At 57.2% G+C, this 25,861-nt stretch carries 19 protein-coding genes; 11 read left to right on the top strand and 8 right to left on the bottom strand.

Annotated features, from left to right (window positions below):
• Positions 1-82: 82 nt before the first annotated feature.
• A complete protein-coding gene (gene rnd, locus G5149_RS09595; RefSeq protein WP_421212343.1) occupies positions 83-1,195 on the top strand; it encodes a ribonuclease D in 1,113 nt (370 codons plus the stop codon).
• A gap of 803 nt (positions 1,196-1,998) precedes the next feature.
• Here the strand turns inward: rnd and G5149_RS09590 are convergent.
• The 3 genes from G5149_RS09590 to selD are packed head-to-tail and all read right to left on the bottom strand — an operon-like array spanning position 1,999 to position 4,815.
• Positions 1,999-2,643, bottom strand: coding sequence for an MBL fold metallo-hydrolase (locus G5149_RS09590; protein WP_421212342.1), 645 nt, complete (start codon positions 2,641-2,643; stop codon positions 1,999-2,001).
• Between the two features lie 22 nt (positions 2,644-2,665).
• Entirely contained in the window at positions 2,666-3,781 is a 1,116-nt protein-coding gene (mnmH, locus tag G5149_RS09585) for a tRNA 2-selenouridine(34) synthase MnmH (protein ID WP_139408218.1), read from the bottom strand.
• Positions 3,778-4,815: a selenide, water dikinase SelD gene (gene selD / locus G5149_RS09580; protein ID WP_139408216.1), complete on the bottom strand. Its 1,038-nt coding sequence runs from the start codon at positions 4,813-4,815 to the stop codon at positions 3,778-3,780. Before selD ends, mnmH begins: the two co-directional genes overlap by 4 nt.
• Before the next feature lie 405 nt (positions 4,816-5,220).
• On the opposite strand from selD, the gene G5149_RS09575 reads away from it, so the two are divergent.
• Complete coding sequence (locus G5149_RS09575) at positions 5,221-5,649, top strand: GNAT family N-acetyltransferase (protein ID WP_335865713.1); 429 nt, start codon at positions 5,221-5,223, stop codon at positions 5,647-5,649.
• A gap of 34 nt (positions 5,650-5,683) precedes the next feature.
• Here G5149_RS09575 and G5149_RS09570 read toward each other — a convergent pair whose 3' ends face one another.
• Both G5149_RS09570 and G5149_RS09565 read right to left on the bottom strand, forming a co-directional pair.
• Positions 5,684-6,868 (bottom strand): acyltransferase family protein, encoded by a 1,185-nt coding sequence (locus tag G5149_RS09570; RefSeq protein ID WP_421212341.1) that lies wholly within the window; start codon positions 6,866-6,868, stop codon positions 5,684-5,686.
• A gap of 352 nt (positions 6,869-7,220) precedes the next feature.
• Positions 7,221-8,414, bottom strand: coding sequence for a class I SAM-dependent methyltransferase (locus G5149_RS09565; RefSeq protein WP_201989465.1), 1,194 nt, complete (start codon positions 8,412-8,414; stop codon positions 7,221-7,223).
• Positions 8,415-8,707: 293 nt separating this feature from the next.
• Between G5149_RS09565 and G5149_RS09560 the strand changes: the two genes are divergently transcribed.
• Positions 8,708-10,276, top strand: a complete 1,569-nt coding sequence (locus tag G5149_RS09560) for a flagellin (RefSeq protein ID WP_421212340.1) — start codon at positions 8,708-8,710, stop codon at positions 10,274-10,276.
• 126 nt (positions 10,277-10,402) lie between these two features.
• Here G5149_RS09560 and G5149_RS09555 read toward each other — a convergent pair whose 3' ends face one another.
• On the bottom strand, positions 10,403-11,833 hold the full coding sequence (locus G5149_RS09555) for a methyl-accepting chemotaxis protein (RefSeq protein ID WP_421212339.1): 1,431 nt from the start codon (positions 11,831-11,833) through the stop codon (positions 10,403-10,405).
• An 82-nt stretch (positions 11,834-11,915) separates the two neighbouring features.
• On the opposite strand from G5149_RS09555, the gene G5149_RS09550 reads away from it, so the two are divergent.
• Positions 11,916-12,188 carry an acylphosphatase gene (locus tag G5149_RS09550; protein ID WP_194496408.1) on the top strand — a complete coding sequence of 91 codons (273 nt, stop codon included), beginning with the start codon at positions 11,916-11,918 and terminating at the stop codon, positions 12,186-12,188.
• Between the two features lie 15 nt (positions 12,189-12,203).
• Positions 12,204-13,070, top strand: coding sequence for a CHAD domain-containing protein (locus tag G5149_RS09545; protein ID WP_227342957.1), 867 nt, complete (start codon positions 12,204-12,206; stop codon positions 13,068-13,070).
• 137 nt (positions 13,071-13,207) lie between these two features.
• On the opposite strand, the gene metG is transcribed toward G5149_RS09545, so the two are convergent.
• Positions 13,208-15,241, bottom strand: coding sequence for a methionine--tRNA ligase (gene metG / locus G5149_RS09540; RefSeq protein ID WP_026034905.1), 2,034 nt, complete (start codon positions 15,239-15,241; stop codon positions 13,208-13,210).
• Between the two features lie 186 nt (positions 15,242-15,427).
• On the opposite strand from metG, the gene apbC reads away from it, so the two are divergent.
• From apbC to G5149_RS09520, 4 genes are all read left to right on the top strand, one after another.
• Positions 15,428-16,510: an iron-sulfur cluster carrier protein ApbC gene (apbC, locus tag G5149_RS09535; protein ID WP_005345574.1), complete on the top strand. Its 1,083-nt coding sequence runs from the start codon at positions 15,428-15,430 to the stop codon at positions 16,508-16,510.
• 110 nt (positions 16,511-16,620) lie between these two features.
• Complete coding sequence (gene udk / locus G5149_RS09530; protein WP_005345570.1) at positions 16,621-17,265, top strand: uridine kinase; 645 nt, start codon at positions 16,621-16,623, stop codon at positions 17,263-17,265.
• A 63-nt stretch (positions 17,266-17,328) separates the two neighbouring features.
• Positions 17,329-17,910, top strand: a complete 582-nt coding sequence (gene dcd / locus G5149_RS09525; RefSeq protein WP_005336719.1) for a dCTP deaminase — start codon at positions 17,329-17,331, stop codon at positions 17,908-17,910.
• A 376-nt stretch (positions 17,911-18,286) separates the two neighbouring features.
• Positions 18,287-19,756 (top strand): inorganic phosphate transporter, encoded by a 1,470-nt coding sequence (locus G5149_RS09520; RefSeq protein ID WP_005345566.1) that lies wholly within the window; start codon positions 18,287-18,289, stop codon positions 19,754-19,756.
• A 902-nt stretch (positions 19,757-20,658) separates the two neighbouring features.
• On the opposite strand, the gene rne is transcribed toward G5149_RS09520, so the two are convergent.
• Entirely contained in the window at positions 20,659-23,736 is a 3,078-nt protein-coding gene (gene rne / locus G5149_RS09515; RefSeq protein WP_421212338.1) for a ribonuclease E, read from the bottom strand.
• Between the two features lie 413 nt (positions 23,737-24,149).
• Between rne and rluC the strand changes: the two genes are divergently transcribed.
• Together rluC and G5149_RS09505 are read left to right on the top strand one after the other, a co-directional pair.
• On the top strand, positions 24,150-25,094 hold the full coding sequence (rluC, locus tag G5149_RS09510; RefSeq protein WP_421212337.1) for a 23S rRNA pseudouridine(955/2504/2580) synthase RluC: 945 nt from the start codon (positions 24,150-24,152) through the stop codon (positions 25,092-25,094).
• Positions 25,094-25,756, top strand: a complete 663-nt coding sequence (locus G5149_RS09505) for an HAD family hydrolase (RefSeq protein WP_421212336.1) — start codon at positions 25,094-25,096, stop codon at positions 25,754-25,756. The genes rluC and G5149_RS09505 overlap by 1 nt, the downstream gene beginning before the upstream one ends.
• The last annotated feature ends 105 nt before the right edge of the window (positions 25,757-25,861 follow it).

Genomic DNA, 25,861 nt, shown 5'->3' with positions numbered 1-25,861 from the left:
CAAACCAGCACCGTCGTTATGCAAAACCGTGGGTCATCCCACGGTTTTTTCTTTTTGGCCCTGATCAACCGCGCAGGCACAGATGCACTATCAACTTATCACTCAGCAAGACGAACTTGAGCAGTATCTCGCTTCTCTGGCCGACGTTCCCCTGGCTATCGATACTGAATTCGTTCGCACCCGTACCTACTACCCCCAGCTTGGCCTGTTCCAGATCTATGACGGCGAGCATCTGGCGCTGCTGGATCCGCTGACCCTGGATCTCTCCACCCTCTGGCAGCGACTGGGCAGGGAAGGGCAGATCGCCATCCTGCACGCCTCTGGCGAAGATCTGGAGCTTATCCAGCATCAGGCTGGCCACCTGCCCAACCAGATGCACGATACCCAGCTGGCTACCGCCTTTCTCGGTTACGGCGTCTCGGTCGGCTTTGGTGCGCTGGTGAATGAATTCCTCGGGGTCGAGCTGGAAAAAGATCAGGCGCGAACCGATTGGCTGGCCCGCCCGCTTACGCCACGTCAACTCGAATACGCGGCGGCGGATGTCTTCTACCTGATGCCGCTCTACGAGAAAGTGATGGCCAAACTACGGGAAAGCGGCAAGTTTGCCTGGTTCGAGCAGGAGTGCCAAAATCACTCCGCCCGCAAGACCCAGGGCAGCGATCCCCGTCAGGCATATCTTGACATCGTCAATGCCTGGCAACTGGGTCGCCGCGAGCTCGCCATTCTGCGCGAGCTGGCCGCCTGGCGCCAGCAAGAGGCGGTGCGCCGGGATCTGGCCCTTAACTTTGTGGTGAAAGAGCTGCATTTGTTCAAGGTGGCGGAGCGTCGTCCTGCCTCCCTGCGAGATCTCAACGAGCTCGGCCTCTCGCCCATCGAGATCAAGATCCACGGCAAGCGGATGCTCGATATCGTCGCCCGCGCCCAGCAGGGCGATCCTGACAGCTGGCCCGAGCCCATTCGTCGGCTGGTCGACTTCCCCCAGTACAAGGCCGAGCTCAAGCGCATCAAAGCCATGGTGGAAGAGAAGGCCAAGGCGAGCAATATTCCGCCCGAGCTGATTGCCAGCAAGAAGATCATTCACCAGTATTTCACCTGGAGCTGGCGGATGAACGATGAAGAGCGGGCCCGCAGCGACAAGCCGATGCTGCTGCAAGGGTGGCGTCATGAGCTGGTCGGTCACCTGCTGGCACAATAAGCCACCAGATGGTTGTACCGATAAATCAATCCTCACCCTCGGGTGAGGATTTTTATTTTCAGGGGGAATTTATGATTTAAAATGTCAGAATATCTTGCGGTCGCTTATCAAATAATTGTGGCTCAAGAACAAGAGATCGAAATAAACGAACTTATTTTTCGTGACTGTGTTGGCAATAAAAAGCTATATATTATTAATTGTCTTGTTGAACTTGATAGTGAAAATTCTTACAAGATAGATAGAGGTAAGTCCGCTACCAATAAGACTGCAAACATGCAGATAGGGTGATGCTTCAATAATTCCATTTCGCATGGCAGATGGGCATACTATAAAAATAGTCAACAAGAAGCACATGGGGATATTGATTGTATGCTGTCTATTTATTGCATTTCTATCATCTGGCCATATGAAAAAACCATATCTATATGCCATAACTAAAAAAATGGTGATCAACAATAGGTAGTATATTACTTGAGGCAGTACATAGGTTAGTAAGCTGCTGTAACTGACCTGAATGGGGACAAACTCAGCTCTATATATTATTTCAAATGCAATATTAACGAGTAGTATTATTATCCCATGAATGATTGTTGGGCGTTTGTAATCTCTGATTCTATATCTGGCTCGTGATTTCTTCAGGAAAAAAATAAATAACAATATGGCAATAGCTAAAGCAAGATACATTTTTGTTCCCAAGTTTGGATGGTCGAGCCAAATCATGGTGAATTATAAAGACTCGCTTGTACCTATAGCAATGAGGACTTCAGAAAAAAAGCAGCGACTAACACCGCTGCCTTTTTTGATCACCAGATAGGCTGGGTCAGGTAGGGGTTGCTTGCCTTCTCGCGGCCGAAGGTGGAGCTGGGGCCGTGGCCCGGGATAAAGACGATCTCGTCACCCAGCGGCAGCAGGGTCTCGGTGATCGACTTGATAAGCGTGCCGTGATCGCCACGGGGGAAGTCGGTGCGGCCTATGCTGCCGGCAAACAGCACATCGCCAACCCAGGCGAGTTTTTCGGCCTGACTCAGCAGCACGATATGGCCCGGGGTGTGGCCGGGGCAGAAGTAGACCTCCAGTTCGCACTGGCCAAGCTGCACCTTGTCACCCTGCTCAAGCCAGCGATCCGGCGTGAAGGCGGAGGTATGGGCGAAGCCGAACATCTGGCTCTGCTGGGGCAGCATGTCGAGCCAGAAGGCGTCCTCCTTGTGGGGACCGGTAATGGCGACGCCGTTTTTTTCACGCAGCTCGGCGGCAGCACCGACGTGATCCAGATGACCGTGGGTCAGCAGGATGTGGGTCAGGGTCAGGCCGCGTTTGGCGATGGCCGCCAGCAGTTTGTCCGCTTCGCCGCCCGGATCGATCAGGGCGGCCTGATGGGTTTCGTCACACCAGATGAGGGAGCAGTTCTGAGCGAACTGGGTGACCGGGATCACCTCGAATTTCAACATAGAGTTCCTCTCTTGGGATGGGTCAGCCGCGCAGCGCGCTGGCATGCTGCTCGGCGAAATAGTCGAGACAGGCCTGTTTATCACCGCGAAACACGATGCGCTCCTGCTTGTTGCCAAGCTGATAGAGATACATGGGGTCGTAGTAGCGGGTCAGCAGCAACGTGATCCAGGCCAGATGCAGCGCGGTATCACCGCTCTTTTCCTGCTCGGTGAGGGCGGTCTGCATCAGGGCATCCAGCTCGCGGTGGGCCAGATCGCCAAGACGGCGCTTGAGGCGGGCCAGCGCATCGGTGAGGTAGGCGGCAAACAGTGGCCAACCGGCTTCCTGGCCATACATGGCTTGATAGCGCAGCCAGAGATCGTGCACGTAATCTTCGCGGATCTGCTCGGCCCGATCGATTTGCGGAACATCTACCACCACCAGCGGTGCCTGACTCATGGCCTCATGGAGGGAGAGGGGCAGGCAGCAGCGGCCGATCAGGCGACTCTCATCTTCGACCACGAAGGCATGCTCGCCCTGATGGCGGCGCTTGAGCAGTTCGATGGCCATGTTGTTTTCAAAGTTGATGTTGCTGGGCTGGCCGCCGGGCAGCTGACCAAACGACGAGCCCCTGTGATGGGCGTGTCCTTCCAGATCGAGCGCCTGGGCCACATGGTCCAGCATATGGGTCTTGCCGGAGCCGGTCATGCCGGTCAGCACAGTCCAGCGGCACTCTGCAGAGGCCTTGTCCTGGGTGTCGATCAGGAAGCGGCGCAGCTCCTTGTAGCCACCGGCGACGCGGGGGCGAGTCACCCCGGCATCAGCCAGCCACTGTTGTACGGTTTGCGAGCGTAGGCCGCCGCGAAAGCAGTAGAGCAGGGCATCGGGCTGCTGGCGCAACTGCGCCAGCCAGCCTTCGAGTCGTTCGGCACGCACTGCTCCCCCCACCAGCTTGTGTCCAAGCTCAATGGCGGCGGCCTGACCCTGCTTCTTGAAGCAGGTCCCCACCTGGGCGCGCTCATCGTCTGTCATCAAGGGCAGGTTGGTCGAGCAGGGGAAGGCCCCCTCCTTGAACTCGATGGGGGCGCGCACATCAATCAACGGCACATCGCCTAAAAAAATCTGGGCGTAGTCCGTGGCCAGTGGCAATTCACTCATTGGACAATCTCGATAAAGCGGGAGCCCTCAAGGGGCTTGATCTGACCGATGGGCGAGAGTTCTAGGCCAGCTTCTTGCGCGATGGCGAGCAGCTCGGCTTCGCTCTCTTTACCCACGGCGACCAGCAGGCCGCCGCTGGTTTGCGGGTCGCACATGATGTTGCGGGTGCGATCGTCCATGGCATCCAGCTTGTGGCCGTAGGAGTCGTGGTTGCGCAGGGTACCGCCCGGAACGCAGCCCTCACTCAGGTAGTAATCCACCTCATCCAGCAGCGGCAGCGCCTTGAAGTCGAGGCGGGCACTGACATTGGATCCTTCACACATCTCCAGCAGATGGCCAGCCAGACCAAAACCGGTGACGTCGGTCATGGCGTGCACACCCGGCAGCTCGGCAAAGCGCTGGCCAATCTTGTTGAGGGTGCACATGGCGTTGGGGGCCAGCTGCTCGTGTTCAGGTTTGAGCTTGCCCTTCTTCTGGGCGGTGGTGAGGATACCGATACCAAGGGGCTTGGTCAGATAGAGGGTGTCACCCACCTTGGCGGTATCGTTCTGCTTGATGGCGTCAAGGGGCACGATACCGGTCACCGCGAGGCCGAAGATGGGCTCGGGGGCATCGATACTGTGGCCACCGGCCAGCGAAATCCCCGCTTCATGGCACACCTGACGGCCGCCGTCGATCACCTGCTGGGCCACTTCGGCGGGCAGGGTATTGATGGGCCAGCCGAGGATGGCGATGGCGACGATGGGCTTGCCGCCCATGGCATAGATATCGCTGATGGCGTTAGTGGCGGCGATGCGGCCAAAGGTGAAGGGGTCATCGACGATGGGCATGAAGAAGTCGGTGGTGGAGACAATGCCCTGACCGTTGCCGATATCGACCACGGCCGCGTCATCTTTGCTGCTGTTGCCAACGATCAGGGTCGGGTCGTTGAAGCCCGGGATCTGGCTCTTGAGGATGGTGTCGAGTACCTTGGGAGAGATTTTGCAGCCGCAGCCAGCGCCGTGGCTGTATTGGGTCAGACGAATGGAAGACATACTTACCCCTTTTATTTGCAAACAGAGCAGAGGCTCTGTGGAGCCGTCTTGGTCAATGGGCGGCCTTGTAGTGAGGAAGACAAGAAGCCGCAAATATGGGTGGCCTCGGTGCCAACAGGGGCAGCGATGACTGGCAGTTATGAAAGACCGCCAGGCCGGACGGGGAAGAAATGGGCGACAAGGTACGCCAGCGCAGCCCCGCCAAGGGCCACAGGACGGGGCATTATGCCACATTTGCCCCTTGGGGTTCGAACAGGAATTCACATAAACAGCAGGGAATTGCCCGCACTTGCCTGTCATCGGTCTGGATCCGGCGCTGGCTGATTGATTGCAGTACAGATGCAGCAAAAAGAACGCCAAAGAGACCAAAAGCACGCAACCGCCGATCTACAACAGGAGAGCTTAGTGTCCACCACATTTTTGGTTAACCACCCCATCACCACGGCGCAGTTTGCGGCGTTGTTGGCGCAGACCTCGCTGGGGGCGAGACGGCCGCTGGACCATCCGGACACCCTGCAGGGCATGCTGGATAACGCCAATTTGCTGATCACCGCTTGGCAGGGCGAGACCCTGGTCGGGGTGGCTCGCTCGGTGACCGATTTTCATTTTTGTTGCTACCTCTCGGATCTGGCGGTAGCTGAGTCAGTGCAGGGGCAGGGGATTGGCAAAGCCCTTATTCGCGAGACGTTTTTACAATTGCAGCCCGGCTGCAAGCTGATCCTGCTGGCCGCGCCGCAGGCGGTGGCGTACTACCCCAAGCTCGGATTTAGCCAGCACCCGAGCGCCTGGGTAATGAGCAGTCTGGATGAACTGGTACTGGATGAGTTGGCATAAGCCCGTCAACTCATCCAGACAGGGTGAGATTAGCTTATCCGGCTTGCTCCAGCACCGGCTGGCGAGCCTTGCCGAGCCGGCGCAGGCGACGTTGCAGTGGCCGCTCCAGCAGGTTGTAACTTAAAAAAGAGAGCCCGATCAGCACCGCCAGCATCAGCAAGGTTGCCACTACCCCCAGCAGCGGGTTGGTTTGGCCATACCACCACTCGGTGATCCCCGGCGCCAGATAGTGGATGAGCTCGCAGCCGGTGAGCAGCACCAGCGCATGGAGCAGGTAGATGGAGTAGGAGAGATCCCCCAGCCAGTTGGTGAAGGGGTTATCCAGGAGGCGCAGCAGCGAGCTTTGGCGATTGCCCTGGCAGGCGGCAATCCAGATCAGCAGCACGTAGGAGCCGATCAGCAGCAGGGTCAGTGGTGGCGTCATGGTGAACTGCATCAGCGTGAAGGGCAGCACAAAGGCGACCAGCAGCGGCAGATCATGCTTCATCATGGGCAAGCCTTTTGCGGCCTTGACCCTCGGCAGCAGCCAGAGGCCGAGCACAAATTCACTTACCCCGCGTCCCACCGCCAGCGCGCCGCTGGTGACATCCAGGGTGCCGCGACTGTGCACGATAAAGGCCAGCACCGTCAGCGCCAGCAGGGGGGCGAGATGGCTCCAGCGACTGCGGGTGACCGCGAGCGGAATCAGCAGCGGGAATAGCAGGTAGCTGATCCACTCTACGCTGAGCGACCAGGCGGCGAAGTTCCAGGTCAACCCGTGATCGGTTACCACCTGCAGCAGCAGAAAGGCGCTCGGCAGCGCTTCGGCTGGCGTGAAGGGCGAACCGAAAGGCGGCATCCCTTCCCACCCCCACATCTTGAACAAGGGGCCGGCGTAGAAGCCCACCCCGTGCTGCGCCTTGTAAAGCTCCCAGCCGACCAGCAGCAGCAGGGTCACCAGATAGAGAGGGTAGACACGGGTCAGCCGCAGCCAGAGAAAACGGCCATAGCTCACGGTGCGGGGCGTGCGGGTGAAGGCCTCGCCATAGACATGGGCCAGCACCACGCCGCTCAAAATAAAGAACAGGTCGACCCAGAGGTAGCCATTCTCGATGAGCTGGGTGTGGCCTGCGATCGACTCCATCCACTGGGGAAAGAGCAGCAAGCGGGCATGGAACAGCACCACCATCAGGGCAGCGATGCCCCGCAGCGGCGTTAACAGCGGCAATGATTGATTCATAACGGGATCCTTTGTGATGTTCAGCTTGGCCTGACATCGGTTTTTGTTGTTGTACCGTCCATCACTCCTGATGGGACGGTTGCCCCGGCTTGGCTGCTGCAGGCGGGATCACACTACGGAAAAGAGAGCCATACGGGTGTGATTTAAATCATAAATGTGCAGTTATTGTGCAAAGAAATTTAAACAGATAAAGACGTGGGACGCAGGCAGGGAAAGAGGAGGAGAGAGAACACCCATAAAGCAGAGAGGGTGGTCAACGGGGCGAGCGTCAGGCTTAGGCCTATAGGACGCGATGTAAAACAATCAGGCCCGCAAGGGGCCTGATTGATCACAAGGGGAGGGTGGTTGCCGATCAGCGGGCGCGTACCACCAGACCCTTGAGGTAGAAGCCTTCCGGATAGGCGGTACCGATGGGGTGATCAGACGCCTGGGAGAGCAGCTCCAGGATCTGGGCATCGCGACCGGCATCGAGCGCCGCATCGGCAACGATCTTCTGGAACAGGCTCTGCTCCATCAGGCCGGAGCAGGAGTAGGTCAAGAGCACGCCACCCGGTGCCAGCAGCTGGAACGCCAGCATGTTGATGTCCTTGTAGCCACGGCAGGCACCCAGCAGCTGCGCCTTGCTCTCGGCAAACTTGGGCGGATCCAGCACGATGACGTCGAACTTCTCGCCCTTTTCGCGGTATTCACGCAGCAGCTTGAAGACGTCGTGACGGACAAACTGGGTATTGCTGGTATCCAGCCCGTTCAGCTCGGCGTTCTGGCGGGCGATATCCAGCGCATTCTGGGAGAGATCGACGTTGACCACTTCCTTGGCGCCGCCCTTGAGGGCATAGACGCCAAATCCACCGGTGTAGCAGAAGCAGTTGAGCACCCGCTTGCCTTCGGTGTACTTGGCTGCAGCCTGACGGTTGTCCCGTTGATCCAGATAGAAGCCGGTTTTGTGGCCGTTGCGAATATCCACCAGGATCTTGACGCCACCGTTCTCTTCGATGACCACCGGCTCGTTCGGGGTCTCGCCATAGATGACGCCGGTGCGCTCTTTCAGCCCTTCCTTCTTGCGTACCGCCACGTCGGAGCGCTCATAGATGCTGCACTCGGGGTAGAGGGTACGCAGTGCCTGCTTTATCAGCTCGCGCTGGAACTCGGCACCGGCAGAGAGAATTTGGCACACCAGAAAATCGGCATAACGGTCGATGGTCAGACCTGGCAGGCCGTCGGATTCGGCGGCGCAGAGGCGATAGCCGGTGAGGCCCTGACGCTTGATCAGCGGATCGCGAGACTCCTGCGCGTATTTGAGACGACGGATAAAGAAGTCGAGATCGACGGTCTCATCCTTGTCGAAGGTCCAGACCCGGGCACGGATCTGGGAGCTGCCTGACCAGGCGCCACGGGCGAGCCACTTGCCATCGTTGGCATAGATCTCGACGGTATCGCCGTCAATGGGGTTACCCTGAACCCGCTCAATCCCCTTGGAGAAGATCCAGGGGTGGCGACGCAGCAGGGATTTTTCGCGGCCTTTGACGAGATAGATGGAAGCGCTCATGGATGTTTGCCGATGGTAGAAAGAAAAGGGGCCACATTCTATGTGTAATAGGGCGGCTAAGCCAGCCTTTGCTGGTATATGGCGGAGTGACGAATTGTACGTCTGGACAACGACCGAGTGTTGCATATGCAGGATTTGCAGAATCTCAATGTTGGCGTTTCACGCTGCTTATCTTATATGCCACAGCTGGTTATGCTTGTTTTGTGTTCAATACTGGTTGTCATGTGCGCAAAATGTAGTCATTAAAGCGTTTTAACCTTACTTTATAGTGATTTTCGCTAAAGAGTCATTTGATGATGTCGATAGTGGGGAAGACCATTTTGAATCTTTCCTGTATCGAGCTGTCCATGTCCCTCTCCATCGCTACCAATATTTCTGCCGTTAATGCTTCTCGCCATCTTGGTCAATCATCCAACACGCTGGATTCGGTATATCGACGACTCTCATCCGGCTTGCGCATCAACAGTGCCACCGATGATGCAGCCGGCTTGCAGATCAGTAATCGCCTCACCAGTGAAGTGAACGGGGTCAACACCGCTATTCGCAACGCCAACGATGGGATCTCGGTGATCAACGTCGCCGATGGTGCGCTTGATGAGTCGATGAACCTGATGCAGCGGATGCGCACCTTGGCGCTGCAGTCGGGAAGCGGTGCCAATACGGCAGAGGATCGTGTTGCTCTTAATGCCGAATTCAAGCAATTGCAGTTGGAGATGGACCGGATTGCCACAGGCACCCGGTTTGCCGGGCAGGATCTGCTGGCGGGGAGTTACAAAGGCATCTTCTCGGTTGGTGCCTATGCAGGGCAGAATACCGTCATTACCGATCTCAATGCCCAGACCAAAAATCTGGGGGAGATGGAGTGGCAAGCGCGCAGTCCGGCAGGTAGCAAACCGGGGGCATATGAGATTGCAGATCTCAAGCTGTCATCTCAGCCGGTCACCCTCAATGGCGTGACCTTTGACAAGGACTATTCCACCCTGGAAGCGTTCGTGGCAGATATCAACGGGACTACTTTCCCCAATAATCAGGGGCCGGTAAAAGCGCAACAACTGCCATTTTCAGTCGCCTCCGCAGTCGATTTATCCGCATTACCCTCCTATATCGATGTGGCGGGCCACTCTGTGGATTTGACCACGGGCATTGATATGACCGGATGGGATCCGGTCAATCCTACGCCCGAAAACGGCGATCTGATGAGGGAGGTGGTTCGGCGTATCAACAATACTGCGCAATCGGCAGGACTGGGTTTTTATGTGAGTGCCTCCAACAACAGCAATCCCGCCAACAATGAACTGACCATACATAGCTCTCAGGGAAACAGCCTTGCACTGGCCAATGGCACAACCCCTCCTGCGCAACCCGCACCACCGGCGCCTCCGGTGATCAGCAATTCCTCTCTAACCTCTCTGTTGCCCGACGTCACACCGACGACATATATCGGTCAGATGGAGCTTCGTTCATCAGGCGACAAGTATTCCAATATTGACATGCAGGGATCGAGTTTGAATGCGCTTGGTTTTTATCAAGAGGACAAGAAGAAATACACCGTTGATAACATTGATGTCCTGAGTGACGACAACGCCAGCAGGGCCATCAAAACCCTGGATGTGGGTATGAAACAGCTGGGTATTCAGCGTTCTCGGCTCGGGGCCCAAGCCAACGCGCTGGATTCAAGGGTACGCAATCTGGCTAATGCCAATGAGAACCTCAGCGCTGCCCGCTCAAGGATCCGGGATGCCGACATGGCGGTAGAATCGGCGCGTTTGGTCAGCACTCAAATCTTGCAGCAGGCGAGCTCTTCGATTTTGAGTCAGGCAAACAGTCGCCCCAATGCGGCCCTGAGTTTGCTGCAATCCTGAGCGGTGCTGCCAGCCAGCATAGTAATTGGTCGCCATCCATTAGCACCATCAATAAAGAGAAGAGGCCACCCAGCGGGTGGCCTCTTCTCACATTGCCGCTTTTTACCGGACTTATTGTGGCAAGCGTCAGAGAGTGATCCCCTTGAGTGCCTGGGTCAGCTCGGTGGCGGTGGCTTTCAGTCCCTGAGTACCGGCTACCGAGGCGCTGGCAGACTCTTCCACCTGCGCCGCTTCATGGCGTACCTGATCGAGATTGTGGGTGATCTCGGCGGCCACCGAGCTTTGCTCCTCGCTGGAAGTGGCGATCTGGGTGCTCATCTCCAGCACCGCATCGCTGTGGTTGCTCAGTTTTTCGATATCGAGCCCCACCTCGCTGATGAGCTGCTGGCTACTAGCCGCGCGGCCCACGGTTTTTTCCATGATCTCGTTCAGCGCCCCGGTACCGGTTTGCAGCTCTTCGATCATCTGCTGGATCTCCACCGTCGCCTGCTGGGTGCGGCTGGCGAGGGTGCGCACCTCGTCCGCTACCACCGCAAAGCCGCGACCCTGCTCACCGGCCCGGGCCGCTTCGATGGCGGCGTTGAGCGCCAACAGGTTGGTCTGCTGGGAGATGGCGTTGATGACGTTAACTACTTCGTTGATCCGGTTGGCGTTGTGGGTGAGCCGTTCGACCGCGCCGGAGGCGTTGCCAATCTCGTCGGCTAGGGTACGGATCGCCTCTATGGTGCGTGCTACCCGGTTGGCGCCATTGGCCGCCTCTTCGCTCGACTGACGGGTCTGCTGCAGGGTGTCGTTGGCATTGCGCGCCACTTCGCGGATTGCCGCCGACATCTGCTCCATGGCGGTGGCCAGTGAATCCATGTGCTGGCGCTGGGAACGCGCCATGGTCTCGCCTTCGCGGGCATGGTCACGAAACTCGTCGGCGGCCATGGTCAGCGCCTCGGCAGACTCTTCGACCAGCTTGACGATCTGGTGCTGGCGGTCAGTAAAGCGGTCGATGCTGCCCGCCAGGGTAGAGAACTCGTCCCGTACCGGGAAGAAGTTGAGGCGGAAGGTGAGATCGCCGTCGGCCACGGTTTGCAGCGCCTTGTTGGTGGAGTACAGGGCGCCGGAGACAAAGGTCATCATGTAGTGGATCACCAGTGCCATCAGGGCAGCCAGCGCCCCAATCATGGTGAGCGTGGTGCCCTGATCATCCCACATTGAGGAGGTACTGGTGTCGAGCTCGCCGGTCACATAGCCAGCCTGACCCGCTGGTGCGGTGAAGCGGTAGCGATCGCCCTGTTGTTCGAGTCCGCTCACCCCTTGTGGCTGAATGCGCAGATCGGCTGGCAGAGTGAGCGTTGGCTGCTGGTTGACCAGTTGTGCCGTGGTCTCGACCCGCTGCTGCAACTGCTCAACCTTGAGTTTTATCTCCTGCTCGTGGCTGTTTGCCAGCAGATACCAGCTGAGAAAGGCGATGATCAGCAGGGGAAGCCAGAAGGCGATGTGGAATTTTTCACTGATGGTGAGGTGAATGAGATAGCGGTCAACCCACCGGAATTTAACTTCTTTCATAATGGAGCTGCATCCTGCAGAGATAGAGTGTCGGGCACATTATCGTCTCGGGAATTTTTTTCTTAAGCAGAAGGTGTGAGAAATGGGAGAGCAATCGTTTGTCATTCGGGTGTGGGGGCAGGTGCAAGGGGTCGGATTTCGCTACTTCACCCGTGAGCGAGCCTTGCAGCTGGGGCTGCGCGGCCATGCCTACAACCTGGAGGATGGGTCGGTGGAGATCCTCATCAGCGGGCCGACGCAGGGGGTACAGATGATGCTGGGCTGGCTGGAACATGGCCCGCGCACCGCTCGGGTGACCCGGATGGAATATGAAGAGGCGCTACCGCCCACCGGTCAGGGATTTCATACCAACTAAAGGGGCGGGGACGAGATGGACGCTGACAAGGAAAGTCTGTTGCTGACTCAGGCAACAAGCTGGGTCGCCCGTTATCAGGAGGCGGCGCGAGCGGTGCGCGAAGAGGCCAGCGAACCGGCCGTGCATGGCTACCGTATCGCGGCGCGCCGCTTGCTGGCACTGCTCGCCCTGTGGCGACCACTCGCCTATCATCCCGAGCTGGAGCGGCGTCTGCTGCGCTCGGTCGGGCGGCTTTCGGCGCTGCGGGATGCTCAGGTCTACGCCGAGCGTTTTGGCAAGCCGCCTGCCAGCACGGGCAATACCCACAAATCGGCCTGTCGCGTGCCCCTGTTGTCGAGGCGACTGGCCCGCTGGCTTGCAGCGGTGGCGCAGGTGCCGGATGCGCGGGCATTGGCATCGCTCTATCAGCAGCATCTGGCCCTGCGCCTTGATGAGGCGCAGGGCGCTCTCGATGAACCTATTCCCTGCGTTGGAAAATCTGCCAGCTCCCGTCAGCAACAGTTGCGCCGCTGGCATCGGCTGCGCCTCGAGATCAAGCAGGCCCGTTATGGCGTGGAACTGTTGCTGGATCTGGGGAGTGGAGATCCCGGCTGGTTGAGCACCCTGACTCACTGGCAGGAACGACTCGGCCAGTTGCAGGATTGGCGTCAATGGCGGCGGAGGTTGCGAGCAGAGCAGGGGAACACCCGCAAGCAGACGAAACTGCGGCAGCAGTTGAAGCAAAAGATCACTGCCCGTTTGCGTCAATTGGACTGCCAGCAGGCGGAGCTGGTGGCGCTCAAACTGGCGATGCAGGCAGGCCACAACATGAATGACATGCCAAGTCGGCTGGTCAGGTATTCAGAACAAAATGTATCGACCGCGAATCCCGGTTGTGGATAGCCCCGAGACCGCAATCTGCGGAAGTCATCCGCGACCAGCATCTACAGAAACTATCCAAGCCAAATATGTGAGACAAAAAAAGAGAGGCCGTTTGGCCTCTCTTCTCTATCTGGCTGTGGTCGCAGTCAGCGATACGCTTACTTGACGCGCATGCCCGGCTGGGCGCCTTCCTGCGGCTCCAGGATCCAGAGATCCTTGCCGCCCGGGCCTGCAGCCAGCACCATGCCTTCGGACATGCCGAAACGCATCTTGCGCGGCGCCAGGTTGGCCACCATCACGGTCAGCTTGCCTTCCAGATCTTCCGGGTTGTAAGCGGACTTGATACCGGCAAACACCTGACGGGTTTCGCCGCCGATATCCAGTTGCAGCTTGAGCAGCTTCTCGGCTTCCGGTACCGCTTCGGCCTTCTTGATCAGCGCGACGCGCAGGTCAATCTTGGCAAAATCGTCATAGGTGATGGTTTCGCTGATAGGGTCATCAGCCAGCGGGCCGGTCACTTTCGGTGCCTGCTCTTTGGCCAGGTCTTCCTTGGAGGCCTCGATCATGGCTTCAATCTTCGCCGGCTCGATGCGTGAGAAGAGGGCCTTGAACGGTGCCACGGTGTGATCGACCAGCGGCATCTCGATGCCATCCCAGCTGAGGGTTTCGGCCAGGAAGGCTTCGGCACGCTCGGCCAGCAGCGGCATGACGGGCTTGAGGTAGGCCATCAGTACGCGGAACAGGTTGATACCGACGGAGCAAACAGCTTGCAGCTCGGCGTCAGCCCCTTCCTGCTTGGCGATGACCCAAGGAGCCTTGTCATCCACATAGCGGTTGGCCTTGTCGGCCAGCGCCATGATTTCGCGGATGGCACGGCTGAACTCGCGGCTCTCATAAGCCTCGGCAATGGCGGTGCGGGCATTGGCGAATTCGGCGTAGAGCTCGGGTTCGGCGCAGGTCGCCGCCAGCTTGCCGCCAAAACGCTTGGCGATAAAGCCGGCGTTGCGGGAGGCGAGGTTAACCAGCTTGTTGACCACGTCAGCGTTGACCCGCTGCACGAAATCTTCGAGGTTCAGGTCCAGATCGTCGATGCGGCTGTTGAGCTTGGCGGCGTAGTAGTAACGCAGGCACTCCGGATCCAGGTGGTTCAGGTAGGTGGATGCCTTGATAAAGGTGCCCTTGGACTTGGACATCTTGGCGCCGTTGACGGTCACATAGCCGTGTACGTTGACCTTGGTCGGCTTGCGGAAGTTGGCACCTTCCAGCATGGACGGCCAGAACAGGCAGTGGAAGTAGGCGATATCTTTACCGATGAAGTGGTAGAGCTCGGCGTCGGAGTCCGCTTTCCAGTAGCTGTCAAAGTCGATGTCGCCACGCTTGTTGCACAGGTTCTTGAAGGAAGCCATGTAACCGATGGGGGCATCCAGCCAGACGTAGAAGTACTTGCCCGGGGCGCCGGGAATTTCGAAACCGAAGTAGGGGGCGTCGCGGGTGATGTCCCACTGCTGCAGGCCGCTCTCGAACCACTCCTGCATCTTGTTGGCCATCTCTTCCTGAATGGCGCCGGAGCCGCGCACCCACTCAGAGAGCCATTTTTCAAACTGTGGCAGGTCGAAGAAGAAGTGCTCGGAGTCCTTCATTACCGGAGTCGCGCCGGAGACGGCAGATTTCGGATCGATCAGCTCGGTTGGGCTGTAGGTGGCGCCGCAGCTGTCGCAGTTGTCGCCATACTGCTCCGGAGATTTGCACTTGGGGCAGGTCCCCTTGACGAAACGATCCGGCAGGAACATGGATTTTTCCGGATCGAACAGCTGGGAGATGGTGCGGCTCTTGATAAAACCACCATTTTTCAGGCGGCCATAGATCAGCTCCGCCAGCTCACGGTTCTCGTCGCTGTGGGTAGAGTGATAGTTGTCAAAGCTGATGTTGAACCCGGCGAAATCGGCCTGGTGCTCCTTGGAGACCGCGGCAATCATCTCTTCCGGGGTGATCCCCATCTGCTGTGCCTTGAGCATGATCGGGGTGCCGTGGGCATCATCGGCACAGATGAAGTGCACCTGATGGCCGCGCATTCGCTGATAACGAACCCAGATATCGGCCTGGATATGTTCCAGCATGTGGCCAAGATGGATGGAGCCATTGGCATAGGGGAGGGCGCAGGTTACCAGCATTTTACGAGGATCAGTTGCCATATTACGTTCTTGATGTGCTTGTTGGGATGATAGAGTGCCGTGCATGTTACCCGAATTGGGGGTAGCCTGCCTAGGGTTGTGGCTATGCCAACCTTGGCAGCACCTGCCGTTATGATGGCAGGCAAGCCACTGATTTGTGTGCGGTAACCGTTCACCTCAAGATAATGACAAGATAATGAGGAGTTAATGGTGATTGATTCAGTAAAACAGATCCTCGCCGAATTTAAGCCAGCAGGCTGGCACAAGGATCTGGTGGATGCCGGATTCGTTCGCGAGATCATCAATCAGGGTCAGGGGCTTACTATCCGGCTGGTCTTGCCGTTTGCCGGTCTCTCGCTGCTCGATCAGCTCAAAGAGAACTACGATGCCAGGCTGCGTAGTGCCACCGGCGCTGCCCGTATCGACTGGGCATTGGAGATTGACGTCGCCAGCATGCCGAGGGCGCAGGGCCTCAATGCCGTGCAGGGCATTCGCAACATCATCGTGGTCGCCTCCGGCAAGGGGGGGGTGGGCAAATCCACCACCGCGGTCAACCTGGCGCTTGCGCTGCAAAAAGAGGGCGCGCGGGTCGCTATTCTCGATGCCGATATCTATGGCCCCTCCATTCCCACCATGATGGGCACCCTCAAGGAGCGTCCCGTCAGCCATGATGGCAAGCTGATGGAGCCGGTGATGGCCTGTGGCCTCAAGAGCAACAGCATCGGCTATCTGGTCTCCGAGCAGGATGCCACCATCTGGCGCGGCCCCATGGCGAGCAAGGCGTTGGCGCAGATCCTCCATGAGACCCGCTGGGGCGAGGTGGATTATCTGGTGGTGGACATGCCGCCGGGTACCGGCGATATCCAGCTCACCATGGCACAGCAGGTGCCCACCTCGGCCGCGGTCATTGTTACCACCCCGCAAGATGTGGCGTTGGCCGATGCCCGCAAGGGGATCGCTATGTTCAACAAGGTCAATGTGCCGGTGCTTGGCATCATCGAGAACATGAGCTACCACGTCTGCAGCGCCTGTGGTCATCATGAGCCGCTGTTCGGTACCGGTGGCGGCCAGAAGATGGCAGAGCAGTATCAAGTGGCACTGCTTGGTCAATTACCGCTGCACATTGATATCCGCCAACACATGGATGATGGCTGTCCGACGGTGTTCGGTGCACCGGAAGGAAGCTTGGCTCAGGCTTATTTGAAGCTGGCGCGCAGGGTAGGGGCTGAACTCTTTTTCAGCGCAAAACCGATTGCGACCCCTCTCTATGCCATGGCGCTGGATGAATAATCGGCGGTCGGTCACTTGAAAGGGAATTGAGGGTGGGCATGACCCACCCTTTTTTATATAATGGATCGGTTTAAACCATCCCCACTGCTCTTCTCTTTTAGGTATTTGTCATGTCTGATACTCAACATTCGTGTGTGATCATCGGTATTGCGGGCGCATCTGCGTCTGGCAAAAGTCTTATAGCCCAGACCATTTATGAAGAGCTGGTGGCCGAACTGGGCGCAGGTCAGATTGGTGTGATCACCGAAGATTGCTACTACCGTGATCAGACCCACCTGACCATGGAAGAGCGGGTCAAGACCAACTATGACCACCCCAACGCGCTGGATCACGACCTGCTGGTACAGCACCTTAGCCAGCTGGTCAAAGGTGACGCGGTTGCCATTCCCCAGTACTCCTACACCGAACACACCCGGATGAGCGAAGTGACCCCGTTTGCCCCGCGCCGGGTGATCATTCTGGAAGGGATCCTGCTGCTGACCGACAGTCGTCTGCGGGATCTGATGGACGCCTCCATCTTTATGGATACCCCGCTCGACATCTGCTTGCTGCGCCGTCTGGTGCGTGACGTGCAGGAGCGTGGCCGTACCATGGACTCCGTGCTCAAGCAGTATCAGAAGACGGTGCGTCCGATGTTCCTGCAGTTTATCGAGCCGTCCAAACAGTATGCCGATGTGATCGTGCCCCGTGGTGGCAAGAACCGCATCGCCATCGACATGCTCAAGGCGCGTATTCGCCACATGTTGATTGGTTAAGATGAAACAAGCCGGGTGATGCCCGGCTTTTTTAAAAGCACAATTTGTCAGGAGAGTCGCCCAATGCGTCTGTGTGATACCGATATTGAACGCCATCTGGATGAAGGCAAGATCGTCATTGAGCCACGGCCCGGGGTAGAGCGGATCAGTGGTGTCAGTGTCGATGTGCTGCTGGGTAACGAGTTTCGGGTGTTTCGCGATCATACCGCGCCCTATATCGACCTGAGTGGCCCGAGCAGCGAGATGGCCGATGCCATCGATCGGGTGATGAGTGACGAGATCCACATCCCCGATGGCGAAGCTTTCTATCTGCACCCGGGTCAGCTGGCGCTGGCAGTGACCTACGAATCCGTCACCCTGCCTGCCGATATCGTCGGTTGGCTGGATGGCCGCTCTTCATTGGCGCGCCTGGGTCTGATGGTGCACGTGACGGCGCACCGGATCGATCCGGGTTGGTCCGGTCGTATCGTGCTGGAGTTCTACAATGGTGGCAAACTGCCGCTGGCGCTGCGCCCGAAGATGAAGATTGGCGCCTTGAACTTCGAGATGCTCTCCGGTGTTGCGGCCCGCCCCTACAACAAGCGGGAAAATGCCAAGTACAAAAGCCAGCAGGGCGCCGTTGCCAGCCGCATCAATCAGGACTGATGACAGACGGCACTGCAACGATTCAAGGGAGCACAAGGTGCTCCCTTTTTGCATCTGGAATCAAATGGATATGGGGTTAATGGTAATGGTCGGATGAGATGGGAGGGGCGGGTTGTTTTATCACCACTTTTTCCCGTTTTTCTGTCATAAAAGCGTCATAAAAATGAAATTATTGGTTTAATTGTCAGCTAATTTTGCCATTTCCTGCAATCATTGATGGCTTTAATTAATCGATGGCAAGCCGCATGAGGACTGGCTCTAGGATATTTTTTTCCAAAAAGCTCTTTTTTTTTATGGCTGAAATATTTCAATGGTGGCTATGGTGTTGGCCGCCATCTGGCATAATCCGCCGCAACTCATAAACAGGCTTTTTTTTATGTTTGAAATGTTTAGTGGTTTGGGTTTGTGGTGGTCAATCGGTTTAGTATTGGCCGTTTTTTTTGTGCTTGCCTATGAATTCATCAACGGCTTTCACGATACCGCCAACGCGGTAGCAACGGTTATCTATACCAAGGCGATGCCCGCTCACCTGGCGGTCGTTGCATCGGGGATCTTCAACTTTTTTGGCGTCATGTTCGGCGGTCTGGGTGTGGCCTATGCCATTGTCCATCTGCTGCCCATCGACCTGCTGCTTGGGATGGACTCCACCCAAGGGTTGATCATGGTCTTCTCCTTGCTGTTTTCCGCCATCGTGTGGAACCTGGGCACCTGGTTCTTCGGGATCCCGGCCTCCAGTTCACATACCTTGATCGGTTCCATTCTGGGGGTAGGCGGCGCCTATGCCTGGATCACCCATAAACCGGTGACAGAAGGGATCAACGTGGGCAAAGCGATCGACATCATGCTTTCCCTCATCATCTCTCCCACCATAGGTTTCATCATCGCGGCACTGCTGCTGCTGGCAATGAAACGCATCTGGACCAGCAACAAGATCCACAAAACACCGGAAGAGCGTCAGCTGGTGGATGGCAAGAAGCACCCGCCGTTTTGGGCGCGTCTTACCCTGGTGGCCTCGGCCATGGGCGTCAGCTTCGTGCACGGCTCCAACGATGGCCAGAAGGGTATCGGTCTTGTGATGCTGGTGCTGATCTGCATGGCGCCCGCCTATTTCGCGCTGGACATGAACAGCCGCTCCTATGATCTGGATCGGACCCAGGATGCCAACCAGCGCATCATGGAGATCTACCAGCGAAACCAGTCAGCCCTCTCAGGTGTCATCAACTTCTCTGCACCGGTAACGGCTCAGGAAGAGCTGATGACCCACTGTTCCGCCGATGGCGTGCTGCAGGCGATGGCCACCCTGGATGCCCGTCTGGGGGCCGTGCGTACTTATGATCAGATGAGCCTGACCGACCGCCGTGAAGTGCGTCGTCTGCTGCTCTGTATCGATGACACCGCCCGCAAGGCAGCCAAGCTGCCACTGCCAGCCAAGGAGCTGACCGATCTGGCCAAATGGCGCAAGGATCTGACCGCGACCGCTGAATACGCACCGACCTGGGTGATTGTCTCCATCGCGCTGGCGCTGGGTTGTGGCACCATGGTGGGCTGGCGTCGTATCGTTCATACCGTGGGCGAGAAGATCGGCACCACAGGCATGACCTACAGCCAGGGCATTGCGGCCCAGATCACGGCTGCAACCTCCATCGGTGTCGCCAGTCTGACCGGTATGCCTGTGTCTACCACCCATATTCTTTCTTCTGCGGTGGCGGGTACCATGATTGCCAACAAATCCGGCCTGCAGAGCCAGACTATCAAGACCATCCTGATGGCTTGGGTGCTGACTCTACCGCTGACAATGTTGCTCTCTGGCGGTCTCTTTATCGTCAGCAATCATCTGTTTGGCTAAATGCCAATACCATTTTCGATAAAGGGCCTATGGGCCCTTTTTTTGTGCTTCTATATCAGGTTGTAAATTATCGATTTGATACCTGGCTGGACAGGGCAAGGGCCACTGAATGGTATGAGAGCGCATCATGAATGCGATAGTCAGGGCTTGTTTTTGAAATATTTTCACACATCTCACACTCACCAGATTGTGTGAAACAAGGATCTTTATTTGGTATGACGACAGCGGTGATCTCCACATACCTGTTATCGGCAAAATCCATATCGCAGCCGAGTCAGTAGCAAGTAAATCATGAAGATGGGTAGATCTATCAGTTTTTGCCGCGGGATAATACAGATCAATCCTTGTTTGTATTGCGTATCCGCTGAATCGCCTTCGGCCTTTATATGCCAACAAACTTATTGTTGAATTTAATTTTTAAAGTATTCGAAGATAACGAGAAAATCTTGATAGGGCTTGGCAAAAGAGAGCCAATTCTTGGCGATACTGACCTCGCTTGCAGTCGCCAGGTCCGCCAGTGCAAGCAGAGGGGCGGGTCATGAGCCAATCTGTGGTGCTGTTACTTCTATGTATCTTATTTGTCTATTCGCCCGCATCCACAAGAGTCGAAGGCTAACTTTCACCATCGTTACCCGATATGGTTGGCTATAAAGCTCTGAGGCATGGTTTAACCTGGCTGGTGGCGAGAAACATATCTGGTTAATCACTATCTCAAGCCAAATATGGTGTAGAGGAGGATATCTGAGGCATTACCTAACTGAGCAGAGTGCATTTAATGGGATATTTTCATTAGGTTCCTAATCCAAACTCCTTATTGATGAGGCGTTATCAACCGATGTCATGGAGATAAAAAAAGAGCCACACAATGGTGTGGCTCTCAATTTAGTCGTTACCGGTGGATATCAGGGGCGACCCGCTGGGCAGGTGGCCACGTCGACGGCGGCAGTGCTGCCACCATGACGACCTGATGTGCTCACTTCGTTGCGTACCAGCGGCGGGTAGTTAACCGGCTCACGAGCAGGCAGGGCAGGAGCTTCGGCAGGGGTTGCCATCGGCGCGGATGCTTTGCGGGCACGAGCCAACAGGCCAGCACCGTGAGCTACCTGTTTGGTCACGACCAGAGTCTCTTCCACCGCAACGGCAGCGACAGGTGCCGGGGCTTCGACAACATCAGCTGGCATTTCGGCTGCAGCCGGTACAGCTTCCACGACAGGAGTGTTGACAGCAGGAGCTTCTTCAACAACCGGAGCAGTTTCAACGATTTCAGTGGCAGCCATGTCGACAGCCGGAGCGGCGACAACGACAACTTCCGGCTCTGCTGCAACCACGACTTCTGCAACAGCTGCAACAACCGGGCTAGCGCTCACATCGGCTTGAGTTGCTTCAACCTGGGCAGCAGCCTGTTCGGCAGCTTCTTCTGCAACAGCTTCGACAACCACATGCTCGGTCAGTGCGGCAGAGGCTTGCAGGGCAGCTGCGACGGCTTCAGCGCTCGGGATGGTAACAACGGGCACTACCGGCTCTTCAACCTGCGCTTTGGCAATATCTGCCTGGGCTGCGGTGGTCAGAGTGGTAGTATCTTGCTGTTCTTCATCACGCTGGCTGCGGGCATCTTCGTTGATGCGCTTGCGGCGCTGTCCTTCGATACGCTGGCTGCGCGGAGTGCGGCGTGAACGGCGCTGGCCTTCACTCTGCTCTTCCTGCTCGTTACCCACGGTGGCATCGATCACGTCAGCTTGCGCAGGTACTTCGTCAACCGGCAGGGCAGGGGTGTCAGCAGCGGCGACATCGACGCGGATCTGCTTGCGCAGTTGGCGACGTTCGCGGCGCTCGGCCACTTTCTGCTCTTTTTCCTGACGTGGCTGGACGGCAGTTGCATCAACGGTGTCTACCGCTTCAACAACGACTTCGGCGCGCGGCTCACGGGGAGCACGAGGTTCACGGGCCGGACGTGGTGCACGTTCCTGGCGCGGTTCGCGAGGCTCGCGTTCCTGACGGGGTTCACGTTCCATGCGCTGTTCGCTGCGCACTTCGCCACGAGCTTCACGCTCCTGACGAGGCTCGCGCTCTTTGCGCGGACGGCGATTGCGGTTTTCACCACCTTCACGCTTCTCGCCAGCTTCCGCATTGTTGCGGTTGCCACGATTGTCATCACGACGAGGACGCTGACCACGGCCACGGCCTTCTTCGCGCTGGTGACGTTGACCTTCATCCTTGCGTGCTTCACGAGCTGCTGGTTTCTCGGCGGGCGCTTTCACGTCGGCAGGGGCGGCATCGCTGCTGAACAGGCCGGTAATGCCTTTGATCAGCTTGCTGAAGAAGCCGGCTTCTGCAGGGACCACAGCAACGGGAGCTGCTGGCTGTTGCGGTGCAACAGGGGCCGGTTGTGCCGGTTGGGCAAAGCCTTGCAGCAGCGGTTGCTCACGCTCGATCACCTGAGCTTGCTTCGGTTGGTAGACCGGCTTGGCAATCTCGGTTTTCAGCTCATAGCTGGCCGCTTCCGGGATCTCGTTCTGACGAATGCGAGTCACTTCGTAGTGCGGGGTTTCCAGATGCTGGTTCGGAATGATGTAAACACGCACATCATTGCGCTGTTCCAGACTGGCGATTGCGGCACGCTTCTCGTTGAGCAGATAGGCGGCAACATCCACCGGCACTTGGCCGTGAACCTGCTCGGTGTTGTCCTTCATGGCCTCTTCTTCGATGAGACGCAGGATGGACAGGGCAAGGGATTCGTTGTCACGGATCACGCCTTGGCCCTGGCAACGGGGGCAGATATGGCTGCTGGACTCGTTGAGGGAGGGGCGCAGACGCTGGCGAGACATCTCCAGCAGACCGAAACGGGAGATCCGACCCAGCTGGATGCGGGCACGATCCTGATGAACTGCTTCACGCAGACGGTTTTCCACTTCGCGCTGATGGCGAACCGGGGTCATGTCGATGAAGTCGATTACGATCAGGCCACCCAAGTCGCGCAGACGCAATTGACGGGCAATTTCGTCGGCCGCTTCCAGGTTGGTTTGCAGCGCCGTCTCTTCGATATCGCCGCCCTTGGTGGCGCGGGAGGAGTTGATATCGATGGAAGTCAGGGCTTCGGTCGGATCGATAACGATGCTGCCGCCGGAGGGGAGGCGCACTTCACGCTGGAAGGCTGATTCTATCTGGCTCTCAATCTGGAAGTGGTTGAACAAGGCGACTTCACCCTTGTACAGCTTCACACGGTTGAGAAAATCGGGACGTACCAGCTCGATATGGGCCTTGGCGCGTTCGAAAATCACCGGATTGTCGATCAGTATCTCGCCCACATCGCGACGCAAATAGTCACGGATGGCACGCACGATGACGTTACTTTCCTGGTGGATCAGTACCGGCGCAGCGCGCTCCTGGGAGGCTTTGTGGATGGAGTCCCAGTGGTTGAGCAGAACGTTCAGATCCCACTCCAGCTCTTCCGGAGACTTGCCCACACCAGCGGTGCGCACGATCAGGCCCATGCCTTCCGGCACGGTCAATCCACTCAGGGCTTCTTTCAGTTCAGTCCGCTCATCACCCTCGATGCGGCGGGAGATACCACCAGCACGGGGGTTGTTGGGCATCAGTACCAGGTAGCTACCTGCCAGGCTGATAAAGGTGGTGAGGGCTGCACCCTTGGTGCCACGCTCTTCCTTGTCGATCTGGACGATAACTTCCTGACCTTCGCGGACCACTTCTTTGATGTTGGGACGACCCTGATAGGAGTAACCGGAGGGGAAGTAATTGCGGGCGATCTCCTTCAATGGCAGGAAACCGTGGCGCTCGGCGCCGTAGTCAACAAAAGCAGCTTCAAGGCTGGGTTCTACGCGGGTGATCTTACCCTTGTAAATGTTCGCTTTCTTCTGCTCGTGTCCCGGACTTTCAATATCCAAATCGTAGAGCTGTTGTCCGTCAACCAGCGCTACGCGCAACTCCTCTTCTTGAGTTGCGTTGATAAGCATTCTTTTCATTGAGTTCTCATTATTGTGTCATTTTGATTTCCTCCATCTGGGTCCTGCCAGCGCCGGCCTCGGGTCTTCAGCATACTGGGGCAACCTCCCGGTTGGGGTATGCATGAGGCGCAAACTAAGGGCGTTCTGGTCATCACTTCTCGTGAAGGAATGAATAAGGATGCCGAAATGGAGACAAATAAACGGTGATGTTTGTGTTCTCCATGCGTTGTACCTCGCCCCCGGGAACCGTCATGTTCTTGTATACACGGTGTTTCGGGATTGGGTGGCATACTTTTTGGCCACTTAGTACAAGGCTTGAACACAATGACAAAACCTTGTTTATTATCCCATTTAAACCTCTTTTATAGCAAGGCGCCATTTTTCAACAAACCATGCAGCCAAGGGGCGCTGGCAGTGTTAAAATCCGCGCCATGACACAGATACAACAACAAGTGCAGCTGCTCACCATCGAAGCTGAGCATGACGGGCAGCGCATCGACAATTTTCTCAAGACTCAGCTAAAGGGCGTCCCCAAGAGCCTGATCTATCGCATCCTTCGCAAAGGCGAAGTGCGGGTAAACAAAAAGCGCATCAAACCGGAGTACAAACTCTGCGCAGGTGACGAGGTGCGGGTTCCTCCCGTGCGAGTTGCCGAGAAGAATGAGCTGCCTTCGGCAAACCTCGGGGTTATCCAGCGTCTGGAGAGCCAGATCCTGTTCGAAGACGATGCCATGATCGTGCTGAACAAGCCCTCCGGCATGGCCGTACACGGTGGCAGCGGCCTGAGCTTTGGCGTTATTGAGGGGCTGCGAGCCCTGCGTCCAGAAGCCCGTTTCCTCGAGCTGGTGCACCGCCTTGACCGCGACACCTCCGGCGTGCTGCTGGTCGCCAAAAAGCGCAGCGCCCTGCGTAGCCTGCATGACCAGTTGCGCGTCAAGACCATGCGCAAGCAGTATCTGGCGCTGGTGCGCGGCAAGTGGCAGGCCCATGTAAAAGTGGTCAACGCACCGCTGCGCAAGAATGATCTGCAATCCGGTGAACGGGTGGTGCGGGTCAGTGCCGATGGCAAGCCCTCCGAAACTAGGTTCCGTATCGTGCGTCAATTTGCCGAAGCGACCCTGGTCGAGTGCAGCCCCATTACTGGCCGTACCCACCAGATCCGCGTGCACACCCTGCATGCCGGTCACCCGATCGCCTGTGACGATAAGTACGGTGAAGCGGCGTTTGACGAGAAAATGCGCAGCCAAGGGCTAAAACGGCTCTTTTTGCATGCCTGGAAGCTCAGCTTCACCCATCCGGCCGATGGTCGCGAGATGCAGGTCGAAGCGCCGTTGGCACCTGAGCTCGACAACTTCCTCAACGGCTTGCCACGCTGATGCAGGATATCCGGCTCGCCATTTTCGATTGGGATGGTACCCTGATGGATTCGGTGGGCCGGATTGTGGCCTGTGTGCAGGGGGCCGCCAGAGATTGTGAGCTAGCGGTTCCTGCTCCAGCCCAGATCCGGCAGATCATCGGGTTGAGCCTCGATGTCGCCATGTCCCGTCTGTTCCCCTTATGCAGTGACAGTGGCGCTACCAGAGATGAGCGCCAGATTGCCGCACTCATCAATCGCTATCGTCATCACTATCTGCACGACGCTACCCCCAGCCCGCTGTTTGCCGGGGCAGGGGAGTTGCTACATGACTGGCAGTCACGGGGACTGCAACTTGCTGTCGCTACCGGGAAATCGCGCCGTGGGCTGGATCGGGTATTGGATGAGACCGGGCTGCACCCGTTATTTGTGACCAGTCGTGGGGCCGATGAGGCTCGCTCCAAGCCTGATCCGCTGATGCTTGAGCTGATCCTGGACGAGCTGGGGCTGTCACCCCGGCAGGCCGTAATGATCGGCGACTCTGTTCACGATATGGCGATGGCCGAGGCAATTGCCATGCCGCGCATTGGCGTTACTTGGGGTGTAGATAGTAGTGATGCTCTCAGTCGTCACGAACCTGTAGCGGTGGTGGACTCCATGACGGCTCTTCGCGGGCTGTTGTAGACGCTTCTCTTTAAGAGACATCAATCTGATGTCTAGTCCTGAAATAGGTTTACACATTTTCAACTAGCATTTCTCTACTCAGAACCCCCTATGTACCGCATCGGG

Source organism: Aeromonas sp. 600479, assembly GCF_049175515.1.
Lineage (GTDB): Bacteria > Pseudomonadota > Gammaproteobacteria > Enterobacterales > Aeromonadaceae > Aeromonas > Aeromonas veronii_A.
This window is presented reverse-complemented; position numbering and strand designations above follow the sequence as displayed.